The organism is Paenibacillus jamilae (assembly GCF_050482105.1).
In the GTDB taxonomy this organism is placed as follows: Bacteria; Bacillota; Bacilli; order Paenibacillales; family Paenibacillaceae; genus Paenibacillus; species Paenibacillus jamilae_B.
The window spans coordinates 483,043-498,278 of the sequence record NZ_JBCNHI010000018.1 but is presented as its reverse complement, the minus strand read 5'-3'; the positions used below and the strand labels follow the sequence as shown (position 1 = coordinate 498,278).

At 37.9% G+C, this 15,236-nt stretch carries 15 protein-coding genes, 1 rRNA gene and 3 pseudogenes; 8 read left to right on the top strand and 11 right to left on the bottom strand.

Annotated features, from left to right (window positions below):
• Positions 1–451: 451 nt before the first annotated feature.
• Positions 452–1,681, bottom strand: a complete 1,230-nt coding sequence (locus tag ABEW32_RS17490) for a Kelch repeat-containing protein (protein WP_430189826.1) — start codon at positions 1,679–1,681, stop codon at positions 452–454.
• A 460-nt stretch (positions 1,682–2,141) separates the two neighbouring features.
• Here ABEW32_RS17490 and ABEW32_RS17485 point away from each other — a divergent pair, with 460 nt between their 5' ends.
• Complete coding sequence (locus tag ABEW32_RS17485; RefSeq protein ID WP_430189823.1) at positions 2,142–2,954, top strand: discoidin domain-containing protein; 813 nt, start codon at positions 2,142–2,144, stop codon at positions 2,952–2,954.
• Positions 2,955–2,978: 24 nt separating this feature from the next.
• On the opposite strand, the pseudogene ABEW32_RS17480 reads toward ABEW32_RS17485, so the two are convergent.
• Both ABEW32_RS17480 and ABEW32_RS17475 read right to left on the bottom strand, forming a co-directional pair.
• Positions 2,979–3,219 (bottom strand): annotated as a pseudogene (locus tag ABEW32_RS17480) (hypothetical protein).
• A 368-nt stretch (positions 3,220–3,587) separates the two neighbouring features.
• A complete protein-coding gene (locus tag ABEW32_RS17475) occupies positions 3,588–3,662 on the bottom strand; it encodes a YjcZ family sporulation protein (RefSeq protein ID WP_430190432.1) in 75 nt (24 codons plus the stop codon).
• A 724-nt stretch (positions 3,663–4,386) separates the two neighbouring features.
• Between ABEW32_RS17475 and abc-f the strand changes: the two genes are divergently transcribed.
• Positions 4,387–5,874: a ribosomal protection-like ABC-F family protein gene (gene abc-f, locus ABEW32_RS17470; protein WP_430189822.1), complete on the top strand. Its 1,488-nt coding sequence runs from the start codon at positions 4,387–4,389 to the stop codon at positions 5,872–5,874.
• Positions 5,875–6,051: 177 nt separating this feature from the next.
• Here the strand turns inward: abc-f and ABEW32_RS17465 are convergent, their stop codons facing one another.
• Entirely contained in the window at positions 6,052–6,732 is a 681-nt protein-coding gene (locus ABEW32_RS17465) for an SDR family NAD(P)-dependent oxidoreductase (RefSeq protein WP_430189819.1), read from the bottom strand.
• Between the two features lie 144 nt (positions 6,733–6,876).
• Between ABEW32_RS17465 and ABEW32_RS17460 the strand changes: the two genes are divergently transcribed.
• Positions 6,877–7,449, top strand: a complete 573-nt coding sequence (locus ABEW32_RS17460; protein ID WP_430189816.1) for a TetR/AcrR family transcriptional regulator — start codon at positions 6,877–6,879, stop codon at positions 7,447–7,449.
• Positions 7,450–7,929: 480 nt separating this feature from the next.
• On the opposite strand, the gene ABEW32_RS17455 is transcribed toward ABEW32_RS17460, so the two are convergent.
• Positions 7,930–8,748: an alpha/beta fold hydrolase gene (locus ABEW32_RS17455; protein ID WP_430189813.1), complete on the bottom strand. Its 819-nt coding sequence runs from the start codon at positions 8,746–8,748 to the stop codon at positions 7,930–7,932.
• Positions 8,749–9,116: 368 nt separating this feature from the next.
• Here ABEW32_RS17455 and ABEW32_RS17450 point away from each other — a divergent pair, with 368 nt between their 5' ends.
• Together ABEW32_RS17450 and ABEW32_RS17445 are read left to right on the top strand one after the other, a co-directional pair.
• Positions 9,117–9,440 carry a hypothetical protein gene (locus ABEW32_RS17450; protein WP_430189810.1) on the top strand — a complete coding sequence of 108 codons (324 nt, stop codon included), beginning with the start codon at positions 9,117–9,119 and terminating at the stop codon, positions 9,438–9,440.
• Between the two features lie 360 nt (positions 9,441–9,800).
• A complete protein-coding gene (locus ABEW32_RS17445; RefSeq protein WP_430189807.1) occupies positions 9,801–10,022 on the top strand; it encodes a DUF6199 family natural product biosynthesis protein in 222 nt (73 codons plus the stop codon).
• 158 nt (positions 10,023–10,180) lie between these two features.
• Here ABEW32_RS17445 and ABEW32_RS17440 read toward each other — a convergent pair.
• Both ABEW32_RS17440 and ABEW32_RS17435 read right to left on the bottom strand, forming a co-directional pair.
• Positions 10,181–10,279, bottom strand: a pseudogene (locus ABEW32_RS17440) (hypothetical protein); the annotation flags it as partial.
• Positions 10,267–10,578, bottom strand: a complete 312-nt coding sequence (locus ABEW32_RS17435) for a hypothetical protein (protein ID WP_430189804.1) — start codon at positions 10,576–10,578, stop codon at positions 10,267–10,269. The gene ABEW32_RS17435 and the pseudogene ABEW32_RS17440, both read right to left, overlap by 13 nt.
• Before the next feature lie 87 nt (positions 10,579–10,665).
• On the opposite strand from ABEW32_RS17435, the gene ABEW32_RS17430 reads away from it, so the two are divergent.
• A complete protein-coding gene (locus tag ABEW32_RS17430) occupies positions 10,666–10,974 on the top strand; it encodes a hypothetical protein (RefSeq protein ID WP_430189801.1) in 309 nt (102 codons plus the stop codon).
• Positions 10,975–11,028: 54 nt separating this feature from the next.
• Here the strand turns inward: ABEW32_RS17430 and ABEW32_RS17425 are convergent.
• Both ABEW32_RS17425 and rrf read right to left on the bottom strand, forming a co-directional pair.
• Positions 11,029–11,239: pseudogene (locus tag ABEW32_RS17425) on the bottom strand (NucA/NucB deoxyribonuclease domain-containing protein); the annotation flags it as partial.
• 190 nt (positions 11,240–11,429) lie between these two features.
• Positions 11,430–11,546, bottom strand: a 5S ribosomal RNA gene (gene rrf / locus ABEW32_RS17420).
• A gap of 622 nt (positions 11,547–12,168) precedes the next feature.
• Between rrf and ABEW32_RS17415 the strand changes: the two genes are divergently transcribed.
• Positions 12,169–12,339, top strand: coding sequence for a hypothetical protein (locus ABEW32_RS17415; RefSeq protein ID WP_430189798.1), 171 nt, complete (start codon positions 12,169–12,171; stop codon positions 12,337–12,339).
• A gap of 230 nt (positions 12,340–12,569) precedes the next feature.
• Here the strand turns inward: ABEW32_RS17415 and ABEW32_RS17410 are convergent, their stop codons facing one another.
• Positions 12,570–13,667, bottom strand: coding sequence for a Ger(x)C family spore germination protein (locus ABEW32_RS17410; protein WP_430189795.1), 1,098 nt, complete (start codon positions 13,665–13,667; stop codon positions 12,570–12,572).
• 662 nt (positions 13,668–14,329) lie between these two features.
• Between ABEW32_RS17410 and ABEW32_RS17405 the strand changes: the two genes are divergently transcribed.
• Positions 14,330–14,764, top strand: a complete 435-nt coding sequence (locus ABEW32_RS17405) for a hypothetical protein (protein ID WP_430189792.1) — start codon at positions 14,330–14,332, stop codon at positions 14,762–14,764.
• Between the two features lie 115 nt (positions 14,765–14,879).
• Here ABEW32_RS17405 and ABEW32_RS17400 read toward each other — a convergent pair whose 3' ends face one another.
• On the bottom strand, positions 14,880–15,110 hold the full coding sequence (locus ABEW32_RS17400; protein WP_430189789.1) for a hypothetical protein: 231 nt from the start codon (positions 15,108–15,110) through the stop codon (positions 14,880–14,882).
• Positions 15,111–15,236 lie beyond the last annotated feature (126 nt).

The following is a 15,236-nucleotide window of genomic DNA, read 5'->3' as shown; positions in this document are numbered from 1 at the left end:
ACACTTCATTTTTCACCTTAATTAACCATCTGTCAATATATTATGCAACTAATGTAATCATTTAATTTTTCGCATAAGATGAAACAAAAAACACATACCGCTAATCTTTGCTGCCAACGGAGAGTATGATTCTCTTCGCTATATTTTTGTTTTATCGCCCCATAAATAAGTAAATCTAGCCTGTATATCCCTTGATGAATCACCAATTTCTCCTTTAAGTTGAACAAGCATAGTGTCCACTGCTTCAAATCCAAAGCTACTCCTTTTTGTCTAAGGTCCTGCGAATGCCCCGATCAATAAGTTCAAATGCTGAACCACTTTGAACTGACAAGTATTAATCTGACCGATGAAAGAAGTCTTGAAGCTTGTAGAAATTTTTAAAAAGTACCCAGCTATGGAGTAAAAACATTAAAAAGCTCTGCCGACCATTAAGATTAGCAGAGCATTCTAATTATTTTGAATATTCACTTACTTCAAAAGTTAGGATACGATCATATAGCATGTAATCCTTACGGCTACTAAATGGGCCTTTGTTGTTCTCGTGCTTATTGACGGCGTATGAAGCCGCTCCAGAACCAGCCTGCTTGCTTTCGTACCAAGAGATAAAATCATTTACCTCTTTCATACTTAGGTCAAATTCCTTTTCCAAACCATTTGTCATGGTGACTACAAAAATTGCACGGTCTCCCACCGGGTTTTCGGGTTGAGAGGTGCCCGGATCTCCCGGTTTGCTTGGAGAGGTCCCATTATCGCCAGGCGTATATTTCTCAAAGACTGAATAGTAATTGGAGCTATTAGATCCACCTGCAACATATATTGCATTATTTAAGCTAACTGCGGACAAAAGCCCTCTTGCAGTTGGCATACTAGTTACGGTGGACCAAGTATCTGTCTTAGGATTGTATTTTTCAACTTCAGCCGTTGCTGGCCCGCTTAAAGTTGCAGTGGCAGTATTACCTCCAATAACATATATTTCATCGTTTAACACTGCAGCTGTCAGCCCCATACGTTTGGTGGACATAGGGGATTTTGTTGTCCAGGTATTAGCTTTTGGATCATATTCTTCGATAGAAGAAAGCAAGCCTTTCGATTCATCGTAACCACCTATTGCATATACTTTTCCATTAACTAAAGCAGATGTGATATATCTACGTGGAGTGGATAAGCTAGCCCTTGTGGTCCAGCTGTCGGTACTTGGATCATATTCGTAAACATCTGCAGAAGCATTGTTATACAAATTGAATCCACCTATGACAAGAAGCTTTCCATTTACAAACTGAGAGGCATAGCCAGCTACAACCTTGGGAAGTGATTTACCCTTCTTCCACTCATTTGTCACGGGGTCGTAGATATCCAGTTTGTCATTAATAGGCTCGCCGCCTGTAATGTATATCTTCCCATCATATACAGCTGCACTTACCGTTCCTCTTGCTGTCGGGAGTTTTCCTTTTTGCGTCCATGTTTTAGTTTCGGGATCATAAACATCAATTGTGTCATAAAATTTATTTGGATCATGTCCACCAATTGAATATATCTTTCCATTAATGGTTACCAGACTCACCCTGTCGATTTTATTTGTCAGATTGGTCTCGCTTGTCCATACATTCTGTTCAGCAAATATTTGTGTTTCTGTTGAAAATAAAGCTATGCAAATAATTAACAATAGAAATATTTTTTTCAAAACAATTTCTTCCCTTCGTGTTTTTGTATGCATAAGATTACTTGATTCCGTCTAAAGAGTCTAAACATAAACTTGCTAATCTATAAATATAATCTAAATATTTGCATATTTATTTTTTATTGGGTATACGAAATGACTCATAGCAGTTCTATACTGCTTGAGTCCTTATCTTTATTTAACTATGAATCTTACCTTTGTGTCATCCACACACTTATCAAATTGATGACTTCCCTATGATGCTGCTCCCCGATTATTACTAAGGGCTACAAAGTATCGCACATGTTGTCACATAATAAAAAAGACTCATACCAGTTTTCTGACAGAGCACATTACTTCAGAAATTAAAAACTACATCTAAATTTAAATCTTAATTTGAATATATATACATAATTGTTTAGATACAGGATTATTTTTTGTGTATTTTTATTGTTGAATTTATAACCAATAAGGAGTGCTAAATATGAAAAAGGTATTGTTCAAAATTTATCTTTCACTAAGCATAGGTCTTACAGCACTATCAACTTCAAATGCTCACGCCGCAGATTTAGAATCAAAAAATCTTGTGCCAAAAATGACAAGTAACACAGCACCAAGTGGTGAGGCTTTTGCAAGTTCAAGTATAGGTAGACAAGCATATATGCTTTTTGATCGAGTTAATACTAGTTTTGATTATGATTGGGCAACCTCAGATCAACTTCCAGCCTATGTAGGATATGACTTTAAGGAGAACGCAGTAGTTACAAAATATACTTTAAATCCCACTGATTCAGATACATATGTAAACGGCATACCTAAAACTTGGACTTTTCAAGGTTGGGATGGAACTCAATGGATAGATTTAGATAAACAGCAAGATCAAATAAACTGGAAAAGAGGAGAAATTAGAGAGTTCGCTATCATAAATAACAAAGGCTATTCAAAATATCGTTTATATATAACAGCGGATAATGGCAGAACTGCTGGATATACTTGTATTGGTGAACTGCAGTTATTCGGTTATAAAGAACTAGTAACTCCTTATATACCCGAAATGGGGAATCGTGCAATACTTACAGTGACCATGATTACTGGTCTTGAAAAAGAATTTGATCTCTCAATGGATGAAGTAATAGCATTTATCAACTGGTATGATACTAAGGATACTGGTACTGGGCCATCCAAGTATGCCATTGATAAGCACAATAATAACAAAGGGCCATTCAGCAGTCGTAAAGACTACGTAATCTTCAATAAAATACTCACATTTGAAGTAAGTGAGTATTCAACTAATTAAACAATAAAAAGGGCTCCATACTGGTTACATACCAGAGGAGTCCTTTTTCACATCTACTCTAAATTCAAACTGACTCCTCATGAAGTAGCTTCCTTTAATCTTAATCGACTCCGTGTAGTCTTCTTCACTACTCCCCGTAATCCACAATATCTATTAAATCCTCACCCAACGACTGGACCACATATACTCTTACCTAGTTTAATGCAGTAGTAAACAGTTCTATATCCTGCTTTAACACTTTATATGTATGATTCGTGCTGGTCACCTCATATTGTAAAACATTCCACCTTTTCTGAAGTACCTTGCGTTATTACTTTAACCTCATTCCCAATGTTTAAAATGCCATATTCATTTTCCTGTCCTCTAACTTCTGTGATCTTGTATTTCTTGCGTTTTCGCGTTCTATAGATATAATAGCAGGCACTAAAACTGCAATTTATAAACAGATCATTGTCAGTACAATTAGAAATCCTTCGAGCATGTATTATTCACTCCTTAAAATTCCATAAAAACTACTATGTTACAAAACAGAAAAACACCTCACCAGTACAGTTAGTAGGGTGTTTACACGTTTTTAGGAGTTATACTGAGTAAGTGAAAGAAGTGGTGGCCCAACAGCTTTATTTCGCAAAATTAAACCCACAATGCTCTAGTGATTATAACCAATAGAATAAAGAGTACTAAAATCGCTCCTGTAGAAGTCCACATACCACCAACTGGAGCTGGTGTTGTATTGTCACATCCGCACATAGCTTAAACCTCCTTTACTTGTTGAACACCTTAATATATGTATCAAAGGCTCACACCAGATAAACCGGCAGAGCCTAAAAACTTTTATAAAAGGGTTAATGTCAAGATAACTACTAACAAAATAAATAGTGCCAGGATCACAGTAATCGACGTCCAATCTTTCCAGTCAGTCTTTCCGCCACCTCTTTCAGCTCCCCTCACACATAACGCCTCCCTTGTTTATTCCACAGGTTATGTGAGACATTGATTAGGGAATGGACTTCTAGGTAACGAAAAACATCCCTTATCCAATTTGCTTCCCCATCTCTCCGTTCAGGAAACTTTTCCTGAGCTATCATCCTGAGGAGCATTCGACCTGCGCGAGGCATCAGCCTAAACGGAACTACATAGGTTGTAGTTAAATTACTATTGTGATAAACTGGATGTAATTTGATGACAGGAGTTGAACGGATACATGTAGGACTTTCTTGCTTTGAGATCACGAAAAGAACGAACTCAGCGATTGGCTAGGATCGTTTTATTTCGCCTCTGCAAGAAAGCTCTGCGTTTCGTTTGCGCTCCCTCTCCGGACAGTCATACGGCCCCTTAGAATGGGGTCTTATTTCCTCGTATGGATTAGAGTCGCAAGAAAGCATCTTTCTTGCGACTCTTTTTTTTATTTCCAAACGAAAGGATGATTACCATGCCCGCCATTCAGGTAACCAATCTCACTTTTGCCTATCCAGGCAGCTATGACCCTATATTCGAAAATGTTCATTTTCAAATTGATACAGACTGGAAGTTGGGCTTTACAGGACGAAACGGTCGGGGTAAAACGACGTTTTTAAACCTGCTGCAGGGGAAGTACGAATATAGCGGTACAATCTCCACCCCAGTCGCTTTTGATTATTTTCCGTTTCCGGTCGAACATCCGGAGTATTTGACCTTAGATGTCGTCGAAGAGATCGTGCCAAGCTATGAGAGTTGGAAACTGATGCGTGAATTGAACCTGCTTAAGGTTTCAGAAGACGTGTTGTATCGGCCATTCGAATCGCTGTCCCAAGGAGAACAGACGAAGGTATTGCTGGCTGTGCTCTTCATTCAAGACAATCGATTTCTGCTTATTGACGAGCCGACCAATCATCTCGACTTGCATGCACGTAAGCTTGTCGCCGATTATCTGAATACAAAGCGCGGTTTTATTCTTGTTTCACACGATCGGGCTTTTCTCGACCGCTGTGTGGACCATATTCTATCGATCAACAAAACGAATATCGAAATCCAAAAAGGCAACTTCTCCAGTTGGTGGACGAACAAAACTCGCCAGGATACATTCGAAATGGCACAGAACGAAAAGCTCTACAAAGACATACAGCGTTTATCAGCTTCTGCTAAACGTACAAGTAGCTGGTCTTTCGAGACCGAAAAATCGAAAAACGGCACACGAAATTCAGGTTCTAAACTTGACAAGGGGTATGTCGGGCATAAGGCAGCCAAAATGATGAAGCGCTCGAAATCCATCGAACAGCGGCAACACGCCGCTTTAGAGGAAAAATCGAAATTGCTCCGAAATATCGAACAGTCAGAAAGCCTTGCGTTCTCTCAGCTCGTGTATCCCAAATCAGAACTGGCGATACTGGATCACGTCACGATTTACTACGGGGAAAGAGCAGTTTGCAAGAACATTAGTCTGACGATTGAACCAGGAGATCGGATTGCCATTTCAGGTCCGAATGGTTCAGGTAAATCTAGCTTGCTCCATCTGCTTAACGCTGAGGCGCTGCATTATACAGGTACGTTTCAAAGGGATCCGCAGCTTCGCGTTTCCTATGTATCCCAGAATACTTCTCATCTGCGCGGAACGCTTTCCGATTATGCAGCAGAGCACAGAATTGACGAAAGCTTATTTAAGGCCGTGTTGCGTAAGCTCGATTTTGCCCGCATTCAGTTTGAGAAGGATATATCAGCGTTTAGCGGCGGGCAAAAGAAGAAGGTGCTGATCGCGAGAAGCCTATGTGAGGAGGCTCATCTGCATATTTGGGACGAACCGCTTAACTTTGTCGATGTCATTTCCCGGATGCAAATTGAGGAGCTGCTGCTTGAGTATACGCCGACCATTGTATTTGTAGAGCATGACCGGGAATTTCATGACCATGTCGCCACGAAAACGATTGAACTCGGTAGGGATTAGAATTTTATAAAATGACTTGAAGTAAGTCATAATATTTCAATGGTAGAAAGCTTGGCACAACAGCTTTTGTGAAAAGGGAAGAGATTGAACTAAAAGCACATAATAGTTTAACCAAACATCGGCAGTCTAGGATTTTATTTTTTCGTCCATGGCTGCCGATGTTTTTATTGAAGGCAGTTAGTTTAACGGTTTGGTCGGGTTCATCTCTTGTGGGAACGTATCTTCAAAGCAATCCTTTTTCTCATACAAGTTGTACCAAGCCTCAGCAATAAGATCTGGATCTCCAGCTGTACCTGCTTGTATGACAGTGCCGATTGAAAGATGACCGACATATATGCCTTTTTCTTTCAACTCAGAATGCAAATTTGTAGCATAATTACGAACACCAGTCATTACCATGCCAACATTTCCAACAGACGGGTAGGAAACCATAGCGGATATTCCTGTGGTCAATAGAATTGCACCCGAAGCATTATTTATCATACCAGGTAATACTTCATTCACAGAAAAAACAGCGGGGAGTAAGTAACCTTTTACCTGTTCTAACACATCGTCTGGTGTTGTTTCTAATACATGCTTGAAATGCGTTGGTCCTGCATAGGGGCTGAATTCCAAAACATCAATATGACCAAAATCTTGTTTAGCAGCATCTAAGGCTTGTTTTAGAGCAGTCAAATCCCTGACATCCGCTACATAAGATTTAGCTTCAATTTTTAGCTTGTTTAGTTCACTCACGATAATGGCCAATTTCTTAGGGTTACGTGAAATGACAGCAACGCTAAATCCCTTTTCCCCGAACTTTTTTGCAAGGGACAATCCTAATCCAGGTCCTGCACCAATAATTGCAATAGTCTTCATTTTATACAAACTCCTTTTTTTGTGGTATACATATATCAACACGTGTTGTTTTAATATCTTAAATTCAATACACAAAACGAACAACCAACAATATAGCTACCAATGTTGCTATAGCAACAATATTAAAGAATTATTGGGTTAGGAGTGAAGCAATTGGGGACAAAAGTAAGAAATTTACGAACAACTTATACTAAGGAATCTTTAGTTAACGCTTTTTTTAGTTTAGCAAATAAGAAAGATTTCGAAAAAATAACAGTGGCAGATTTAACAGAGAAAGCGCAAGTAAATAGAGCTACCTTTTATGCACATTTTAACGATAAGTACGATTTATTGGATTACATTATGGGAAATTCCGCTTCAAATGCGATTGCTACACGCACAAGAGGATCAATAAAATTGGACCAAGAAAGTATAATCCAACTTGTTTTAGCTGTGTGTGACTTTTACCAGCAACCGAGATTACAATGTCGCCAAAGTAATATAAGTTTAGTAATACCCCAATTAAAAGAAAAAATATTGAGCGAGTTGAATTTGTATTTGCTTAAGAGCGTAGAAAGCTTATGTACAGATATGGAAAAAGATTTATTTGTATCTATTTATGCGAACGTAATCCATGAAGCCGGTTTTTTATGGGCTTCCGGAAAAGTAAAATTAAATAAAGAAGAAATAGCTAAGAAAATTTCGTTATTCGTATTAGGTGGGCAGAACTCTCTTTAATGCTGGCTTTTGCCCACTTGCTTGATTTTGTTCATCCTCTCTCCCACCTGATAAAAAACAAAAAAAACACAATCTTTGCGCTTGTGTTTTGATGCATCCTTTATCAGATCACTCTTGAATTTTCTTTGCAATTTCAACTCATTCGTCAAGAGTGGAGTTGAAAGAAGAAACCGTATCAAAATGATCTCTCGTAATTAGATGAATGACTTTTTTATATCAGATAAACTCTCGAAAGGGCAGCTCGTTTCTAGTAATCATAAACATCTATTAAGACGCATAGCAGAATCGAACCATCGCATAATCTCCTTTTCAAAATAAAAAGAGTAACGGTTACCCATTACCCTCTCTGTACAGATATCCTTTTTGCTGTGAACAGGATTCGAACCTGTATTACGCCAGTCTTCTGTTTTGTGCCATTTGCGTCTGGCTCTGCCTTTAGATTTTTAGCGTGTCCCGTTAGTTTAATGGATTAATATACAATTAAAATCCGAACTCCGTTACTCTTTCAAGCCACTCACGCATAAGTGCCTCAAACAATAGAGCCTGCTCAATCTGAAGATTATGACCTGCTCGATCTAAAATAGCAAAGGTTGCTCTAGGATAATTGTTTAAAATTCTAAAAGCATCTATGTAACCAACAACTGCATCTTGCCGCCCAAGAGTAAATACTGTTGGTTTATCGAACACTAATTCATCTATATTTGTGGAAAATCCATAGTTTCTTTGAATCTTGCTAAGAAAATCGTAGTCAGCGATTTTACAACCCGCCACTATCTCTTCTGAATACCTTTTCCAATTATATTCATTGAGAACGACTTGATTTGCGCTAAAATCACTTCTTTGCTCTTCACTTAAGGTGTCCATAAAATCGCGATCATAATGAACAACAAAATGCTCGGGAAGTATTCTTCTTTTGTGTTCAGGAATAATTAATGGACAAATCAGTGCAGCTCCACCAATACGATCTTTGTGTCTATTAATAATTCCTCTTGTAATATATCCACCATATGATTCGCCTGCTATGAGATAATCTTGGTTTGGGACAAGAGTTTCAATAAAATTTATTACTGCTTCCAGCATATCATCTGAATTACATATTTGATCGTAATCCTTTGTTTGTCCCATTCCAGGCAGGTCAAGATAGATACGATGCCAACCGGGGATATCTTTAAATATCGGTTCCATACACCCACTCATTAATCGATGGTCTGGTGTAAAACCATGGATCATTATAATCGGTTTGCCTTTACCCATTTCCTCGTAATATATATTGGCATTCTTGACTTTACAATATGGCATACAGACTCCTCCAACTGAGTTATTTATAACGTGCTAGGACTAAACAAACATCCACATGCTTTATCATGCCCACTAGATCTTCGTTTTCGTTTCGTTTTGATTATATACTTATATAAAATATATGTAAAGAACACCTGTTCCTATTCTTATTTTCAGAGTTAAGCTAACCTGCCCGCTAGGTTAATGAAGCATCGCCAAGACTATTATCTCTACACATTTGATCGTCATTCATTGTTTATCATTCCTTTATATAATGTGATAATTTGGTGAAATCGTTATTTTTGGTAGATAAGTGTAAATCAAAACACTATAATAACCTTACACCATAGTTTGCATACGAAGATAAACAAACTAAGGAGGCTTTACTTTTGAAAAAATCTATTATTGCTTTGGCTGCTGGCACAATTCTTCTTGGGGCACTGTCTGTACCGTCTTTAGGTTTTGCACAACAAGCCCAAACTTCAGCAAATATTTCTTCAGAGAAATCACACACTTCCACTGCTAGCGCAAAAATGGTGCGGGGCATCAAAGGCGCAACGGTCAAAGAGTCTATGAAATGGATAGTTCCAACCTCAATATTTTACAGGCAAGGAGACTATTCAGGAGAGATTTTATTGTATAAATGGGTTAAAAAGGGAAAGGATAGTGTGTATCCATTATATCAAGGTTTAATTTATAAAAACCTACCTTAATAATAAAAATAATTTTAAAGTAAGCACCTTTTTTCCATAGGTGCTTACTTTTTCCATCATTATTATCTGCCAAACTTCATCCTACCTCGCTTGGATCTTCCCGTTCTAAAAGCGCGTACCTATCTATACTGACTACATCCACATATAACGATACAGTGTATAATATAGAGGTATAGGCTCTTATCATCAGCGATCACGCTCCACAGAATAACTTATCTTCTGTTGTTCTTCAGGGCTGAAGAAACTATTCTCCTCTTCATCCTAAGGAGAGCTTTTAGCCTCGCTATCTCTGCATCCTTGTTCTATTACTGCCTTCTATCTGTTGATTCTTGGTATAATTTTCTTAAAGGAGCTGATCAAATGGGATTCATGCTTATTCTTATTGCCATTACTTTTTTCTCGCTTGGTATTTTAAGCAAACGCCATCCCACTTGGGGATGGCGTGCCAACGAAGCCTGGAAGATCAAGGGTGACTCAGAACCAAGCGACGCTTACATTGATGACGTGAAATTTAGGGGCTCTGTATCTATACTCTTTGGTTTCTTCTTCTTAGCATGTGGACTTTTAGTTATCTTCCTGTAAGCTTGACTATCTGTTATTAGCCATTCCCCTCAAACAAAAAAATCCCTCAAAGCTATGAGCGCCATTTTAGTAAAGTTTCAGATATTGTTCACGTTCCCATTGATGTACTTGGGTGCGGTTTATGTACGACTACATCATTTTGTTTCTTCTCTTCATAACTATAAAGTATTCAGGGTATTACAATCACAAGTAATAGCCTGTTTCCTACAGCGCCTGAGCATACCCTTCTCAATTAACATTTCATTCAACATCTTATCTCCAACCCATACATATCCAAGTAGACGACCATACTTACTCGTTCTGAAAGATCAAACTCTAGGGAAAGCTTACCCTGTTTTAATGATTTTGAGTATGCTTCCTTGTGTACTGGTATGATAATCGGCTGCTTTTTCAGACAAAGAAATGTAATGATCTTTTGGTCACCATCCCAGCCCTCCATGATTACAATATAGAGCGTATCCGTCTTTAGCTCGCAGTTCGTACCAGCCTCAAACGGCAGGTCATTCACCGTATTGGTGCCAAGATGCCAAAGGCTGAGAATAGCTGCGAGATCCAAAAAACAGCTTTCAATAAAGCGTACAATCTCAGCACGTTAGATACATTCAGACTAATCAGGAAATTATCCAAGTAGGAGGAAATAACCATGGCATTTGAAGGTTATGGAGAAGAAAAGCGAGAACATTGGTTTAACTGGCCATTCCCCTTGTCGGTATCAATACTGTATGTAGACGAAACAGAAACAAAATGGTATCTCATTGACGAACAAGAAAAACACTTGATCAGAATTAGGGATGAAACGCAAATTGAACTGCTTCATCATTGCATGTATGGAGTCTTGATAAATGACGAGAAGATCAACTGGATTATTGATAAAAATGGCGGTAGATTTACCTATCACGATAGTGTGCAAGATTTTATCAAATTCCAGAAAGAATACCTTGATACACTATAAGAGGCGTGAATAGTTAAAGCTCTACCGACCAATTAAGGTCAGCAGAGCCTTTTACTAATTAATAATAAATCTCACCTTTGTGCCATCAGCATATTTATCTAACTGGTGACTTACCCATGATCCTGCTCCACGGTTATCACTAGGGGTTATGTATCGAAGCTCAGCGCCTGCATCATCTTCGGCGCACATTGCCATTGGCCACTCATCGCGGTCATATCCTTTTTTTAGTTGGATGGCCCTTCAGTGACTCCTTCCTGTTTTCCTGATTAAGTTCAATATTTAATTAATTTTATTTTTAAAATTCTTTCTTTACTCTCTTAACATTTGATATTTTAACGCTGACACATGTAATCATTTTGTTCATCCTCTAATTGAAACTTCATTTTCAACACTACTCGATTCCGAAAATGATTAAAGAGAGCATAATCCGTTAAATATATGCTCTCTTTAATCGTGCTTGGCGGCGTCCTACTCTCCTAGGACCCTTCAATCCAAATTCCATCGGCGCTGGAGGGTATAACGGTCATGTTCGGGATGGATACGTGTAGAACCCCTCTGATATCGCCACCAAACATGTATTTGATTCATAAACACCTTTTTTCAGGAATAGCTTCGCCAAATGCAGTGTGTTCACTCATCTCATTTAGTCTTGATGTAGTATTCTTTTAACGACAAAATAAGACTCGCCACTTATCTAGCCAGTCTTAATTTTAAGTTTAATGAAACGGAGCCTGATCCCACCGAACTGTCTTATTGCCTCTTTAGCAGCAAAAGGTAGAAGTCTTGTTGGGAACCATAAAAATTCAGCTTATATAGTGTACTGGAGTCAAGTTCTTCCCAGCTTAACTCATAAAGATCTTTCTCAAATAGGAGTAAAAGCCCTTTAAACTTTCTAAGGGAAATTGCGAAGTTCCTTCAATATAATTCTTAAGTGTGATATTTGTCTATTCAAAATCAAAATCATATATCTTTTATTTGTTTAAAAGTAATTGTATTGAGCTGACACCCTCTATTTTCACCTGGGAACCAACGTTTTTCACATTTACTCGTTAATTAATAGTATCCTTACTATTATCGCTATAAACAACACGAGTTCTGGATATTAACATTTTTTTAACTGCTCGCTATTTTACTTATTATTATCGTTTCAATTGCCTTGAAAAATGATGTTGATTTAAAATCTAAAGAAGAAGTATGCCACTTGTTCCTTCAGGCACTTATACAGGACTATTTACGGTGGAAAAGGTCTACCAAATGGACAAGTTCTTCTTACACAGTCAAACGTACCATATTGAAGAGGTAGAATTTGTTCTGATCAATAGTCGAGTTGTCGAGGGAAAAGAACTTATACCGATTGCCGATTAGATATATATTTAATAAGTCACTCTAGCTCATTAAGCTAACGGGCAGAATAGGCTAATGCCAGAAGAGGAAAATTGTTAGAAGGGGTTTGGAGTATTCCTAATGTGGTAGAGATACATTATCAATTTGCTTGGGGCTCGATGGCTGCCTAGGTTGTCAGTATTGGTGACATTAATGAACATTCTTAATGCAGAGTACAGTAATTAATTTCTTGAAAGTAGTTAACCAAGCTGTTAATTCAAAACTCCACTACCGATCACTTTGACTGTAACCTCTGGATGAAAATGAACCTGAGAATATTCTGTATTCCAGTTTAGCTTTTTCCATAACTCTGAGTGATGAGCAATTAGATGTCTACCAATACCAAGTGAGTCACATCCACTTTGCTGAAGTGTTCTGATAATTTTCTCAGCATCTACAGTCATAGCTTCAGATAGTTTACGGTTTAGCTGCTCAATGGTATCTTTTTCCTGGAGTTGATTCATTGCATATTCAACAATAGTTACAGGAAGTACGACATTGAGGTTGACATCAATCTGACTGTCATCGCTGACTCTCACAGAAAGTTTTCTTTTTATTTTATCTGTATTCACTTCGTATGTGACATAATTTCTCGGATCATTGAGAGGCCCATCATTTACCTTTTTGACAAAGCGCGCCGTCTTACCCCATTTCCCACTCAATATTACGTATAGCGGCCCTTGTTCAGCATCCAGACTCCCAGTAAACCTTTGTTCGTGAAATAGTGCGATCCCTCGGGCAGAAATCTCTTCCCCATCTTTAACAAGATAAGGGAGAGTGAAATCTTGCCCTGGATCAAGCATGGGGGAAAGCAGTGATTCCAAAGCCATTTCTGGAAAAACACACAGTTCCTCAAGACTCTTTATTTTCTCCGTTATGAATTCACCAATCTGAATACTGCCGACTTTTCTTTGATATAACAGATCTCCGGCCTCCCCATCAACAATGGCTATTTTCACATGCGAGGTCGGATTATCTGGGTTTCGATATAAGACATCCAGATATGGATATATATCATTTTGAGCAAGTTTGTTACTAAATAAAACTAATCCATACTTAAAAAAACGAATATTTCCGGTCACTCTATCCCGAATTCGATCAGAGCTTTGACGAATAGATCTACCCATGCCTGAATGGATTTCATTAACACTGCGATTTTCATAATCATTAACGATTTCAAGAGTTTGCCTGATTTCACCTTTTGTGGTTATATCAATTGCTGTAGCATTAACCAGTCTTGCATCCTTTAAACTGTCTTGGTCCCAGCAAGCCGTTGTAAACACGAACAAAGTTAACACTCCGAATAACATAACTTGTTTTCTCAGATCATCTCCTCCTTTGTTCAGAAATATAAGTGAGAAGCAATACCATTAGCGGTAGAAAAATAATGAAGATATAAGCATATTTGTTTGGAATCGTACTAATCATCTCAACATCGCTTACTCTTGCGGCTAACAAGTAATAATTCACGAGGTAATTATGAAACAAGGAACTATGACTATTTAGTTTAAATATATAACTTGTGTCGAAGGGCCTGATTAGGAACCTGGGTCCATCAGGTAGTTTTTTTGAATGTGATATGAGTACTGTGTACTACATTCAGGTATTTTATCCAAAATTCATTAATAATATGGCGGGGGGAAGATAACATTTATTACGCTAACGGGAAACAATAGTTCAATAGAACATTGACAGTTTTGAATTTTATTTTCTCGTCCTGCCGTTTATTCTATTTTGAGTGCAGTCTATACTTATCCCTACTTATTTATTTCATTTCTAGCAAATTGTTTTTATGAACTTTGATTAAGAATTATACATCTCAGAAAATATTTTACAATAAACCTCACTTTCACTTTAGTTACATCAGCATAAAGTATGTTATAGGCAATTGCCAATTTTTCTGATACATGATGTGTATCTAGTCCAACTCATTAAGTAGTACATATCTTATCTATGAAAGGAGATGTTTAACATGCCAGCTAGGTTTGTAGATTCTAAAACTTCACAAAATGCTAGTTATGCCAACTCAATATCAATTCCCATAACAGTAATAAATGCGCCGCAATTGGTTGCTCAGCAAACTTTGGATCTATCTGGAGGTACGACAAATTTAACTAGAGTTGAATTTACTGGAGTTATTGCTCTTCAATTACCGTTACTGCCAGTGGCAACAACGGCAACGGTAACAGTTGTCCGGGGCTCAACTCCTTCCGGTGTAACTGTATTTTCTGCGGCACAAAACTTAGAGCTTTCCCTCTTGGGACCACAACTCATTTCGTTTGCCGGTTCTGATTTCAATGCCCCTAATATATCAGGAGTCGTATACACTGTTTTTGTGCAAACATCGGCATTGGGAACCATTCGGGTGGGACCGGAAAGCTTTAATTTCACAGCAGTATCTGATTAACATATTACGGAAACCAATCAAAATAAAGACTCTAGCAATACTGCTTGAGTCTTCTTTTCATTACTTCTCTAGAAATTCACTTAGCTTTTATCATTAATGGGAGAGAGAATACAATCTACATTCTGATAGGCCCTTTCAGATTTACGCTAAATTGAAATTGATTCAACATATAATACACTCCGGCAATCTTAATTAATTCAGGCGAAAACTTTTTTATGGTACCTCCATAATCTACAACCGATACCCAATCCTCACCCAACGACTGAACAACGTACGCCTTTACCTGGCTTAATGTAGCTGCAAATAGTTCTATATCTGACTTTAACACTTTATATGTATGGTTCAAGCTGACCACCTCAGATAGTCATTCTGCTGTATGTGTGGTAATTCCTACACTAAAGAAAGCCCTACCAACTATAAGGTTGGCAGAGCTTTAGCTTTAAAATCCTCCAATGGTAACGTTAGGCTGAAT

Excerpts from the sequence above, each read along its gene's own strand:
- ABEW32_RS17445 (WP_430189807.1), top strand. The coding sequence starts at position 9,801 with ATGGGATTCATGCTTATTCTTATTGCCATTACTTTTTTCTCGCTTGGT.
- abc-f (WP_430189822.1), top strand. The coding sequence starts at position 4,387 with ATGCCCGCCATTCAGGTAACCAATCTCACTTTTGCCTATCCAGGCAGC.
- ABEW32_RS17415 (WP_430189798.1), top strand. The coding sequence starts at position 12,169 with ATGCCACTTGTTCCTTCAGGCACTTATACAGGACTATTTACGGTGGAA.
- ABEW32_RS17410 (WP_430189795.1), bottom strand. The coding sequence starts at position 13,667 with ATGTTATTCGGAGTGTTAACTTTGTTCGTGTTTACAACGGCTTGCTGG.
- ABEW32_RS17455 (WP_430189813.1), bottom strand. The coding sequence starts at position 8,748 with ATGCCATATTGTAAAGTCAAGAATGCCAATATATATTACGAGGAAATG.
- ABEW32_RS17485 (WP_430189823.1), top strand. The coding sequence starts at position 2,142 with ATGAAAAAGGTATTGTTCAAAATTTATCTTTCACTAAGCATAGGTCTT.
- ABEW32_RS17430 (WP_430189801.1), top strand. The coding sequence starts at position 10,666 with ATGGCATTTGAAGGTTATGGAGAAGAAAAGCGAGAACATTGGTTTAAC.
- ABEW32_RS17405 (WP_430189792.1), top strand. The coding sequence starts at position 14,330 with ATGCCAGCTAGGTTTGTAGATTCTAAAACTTCACAAAATGCTAGTTAT.
- ABEW32_RS17465 (WP_430189819.1), bottom strand. The coding sequence starts at position 6,732 with ATGAAGACTATTGCAATTATTGGTGCAGGACCTGGATTAGGATTGTCC.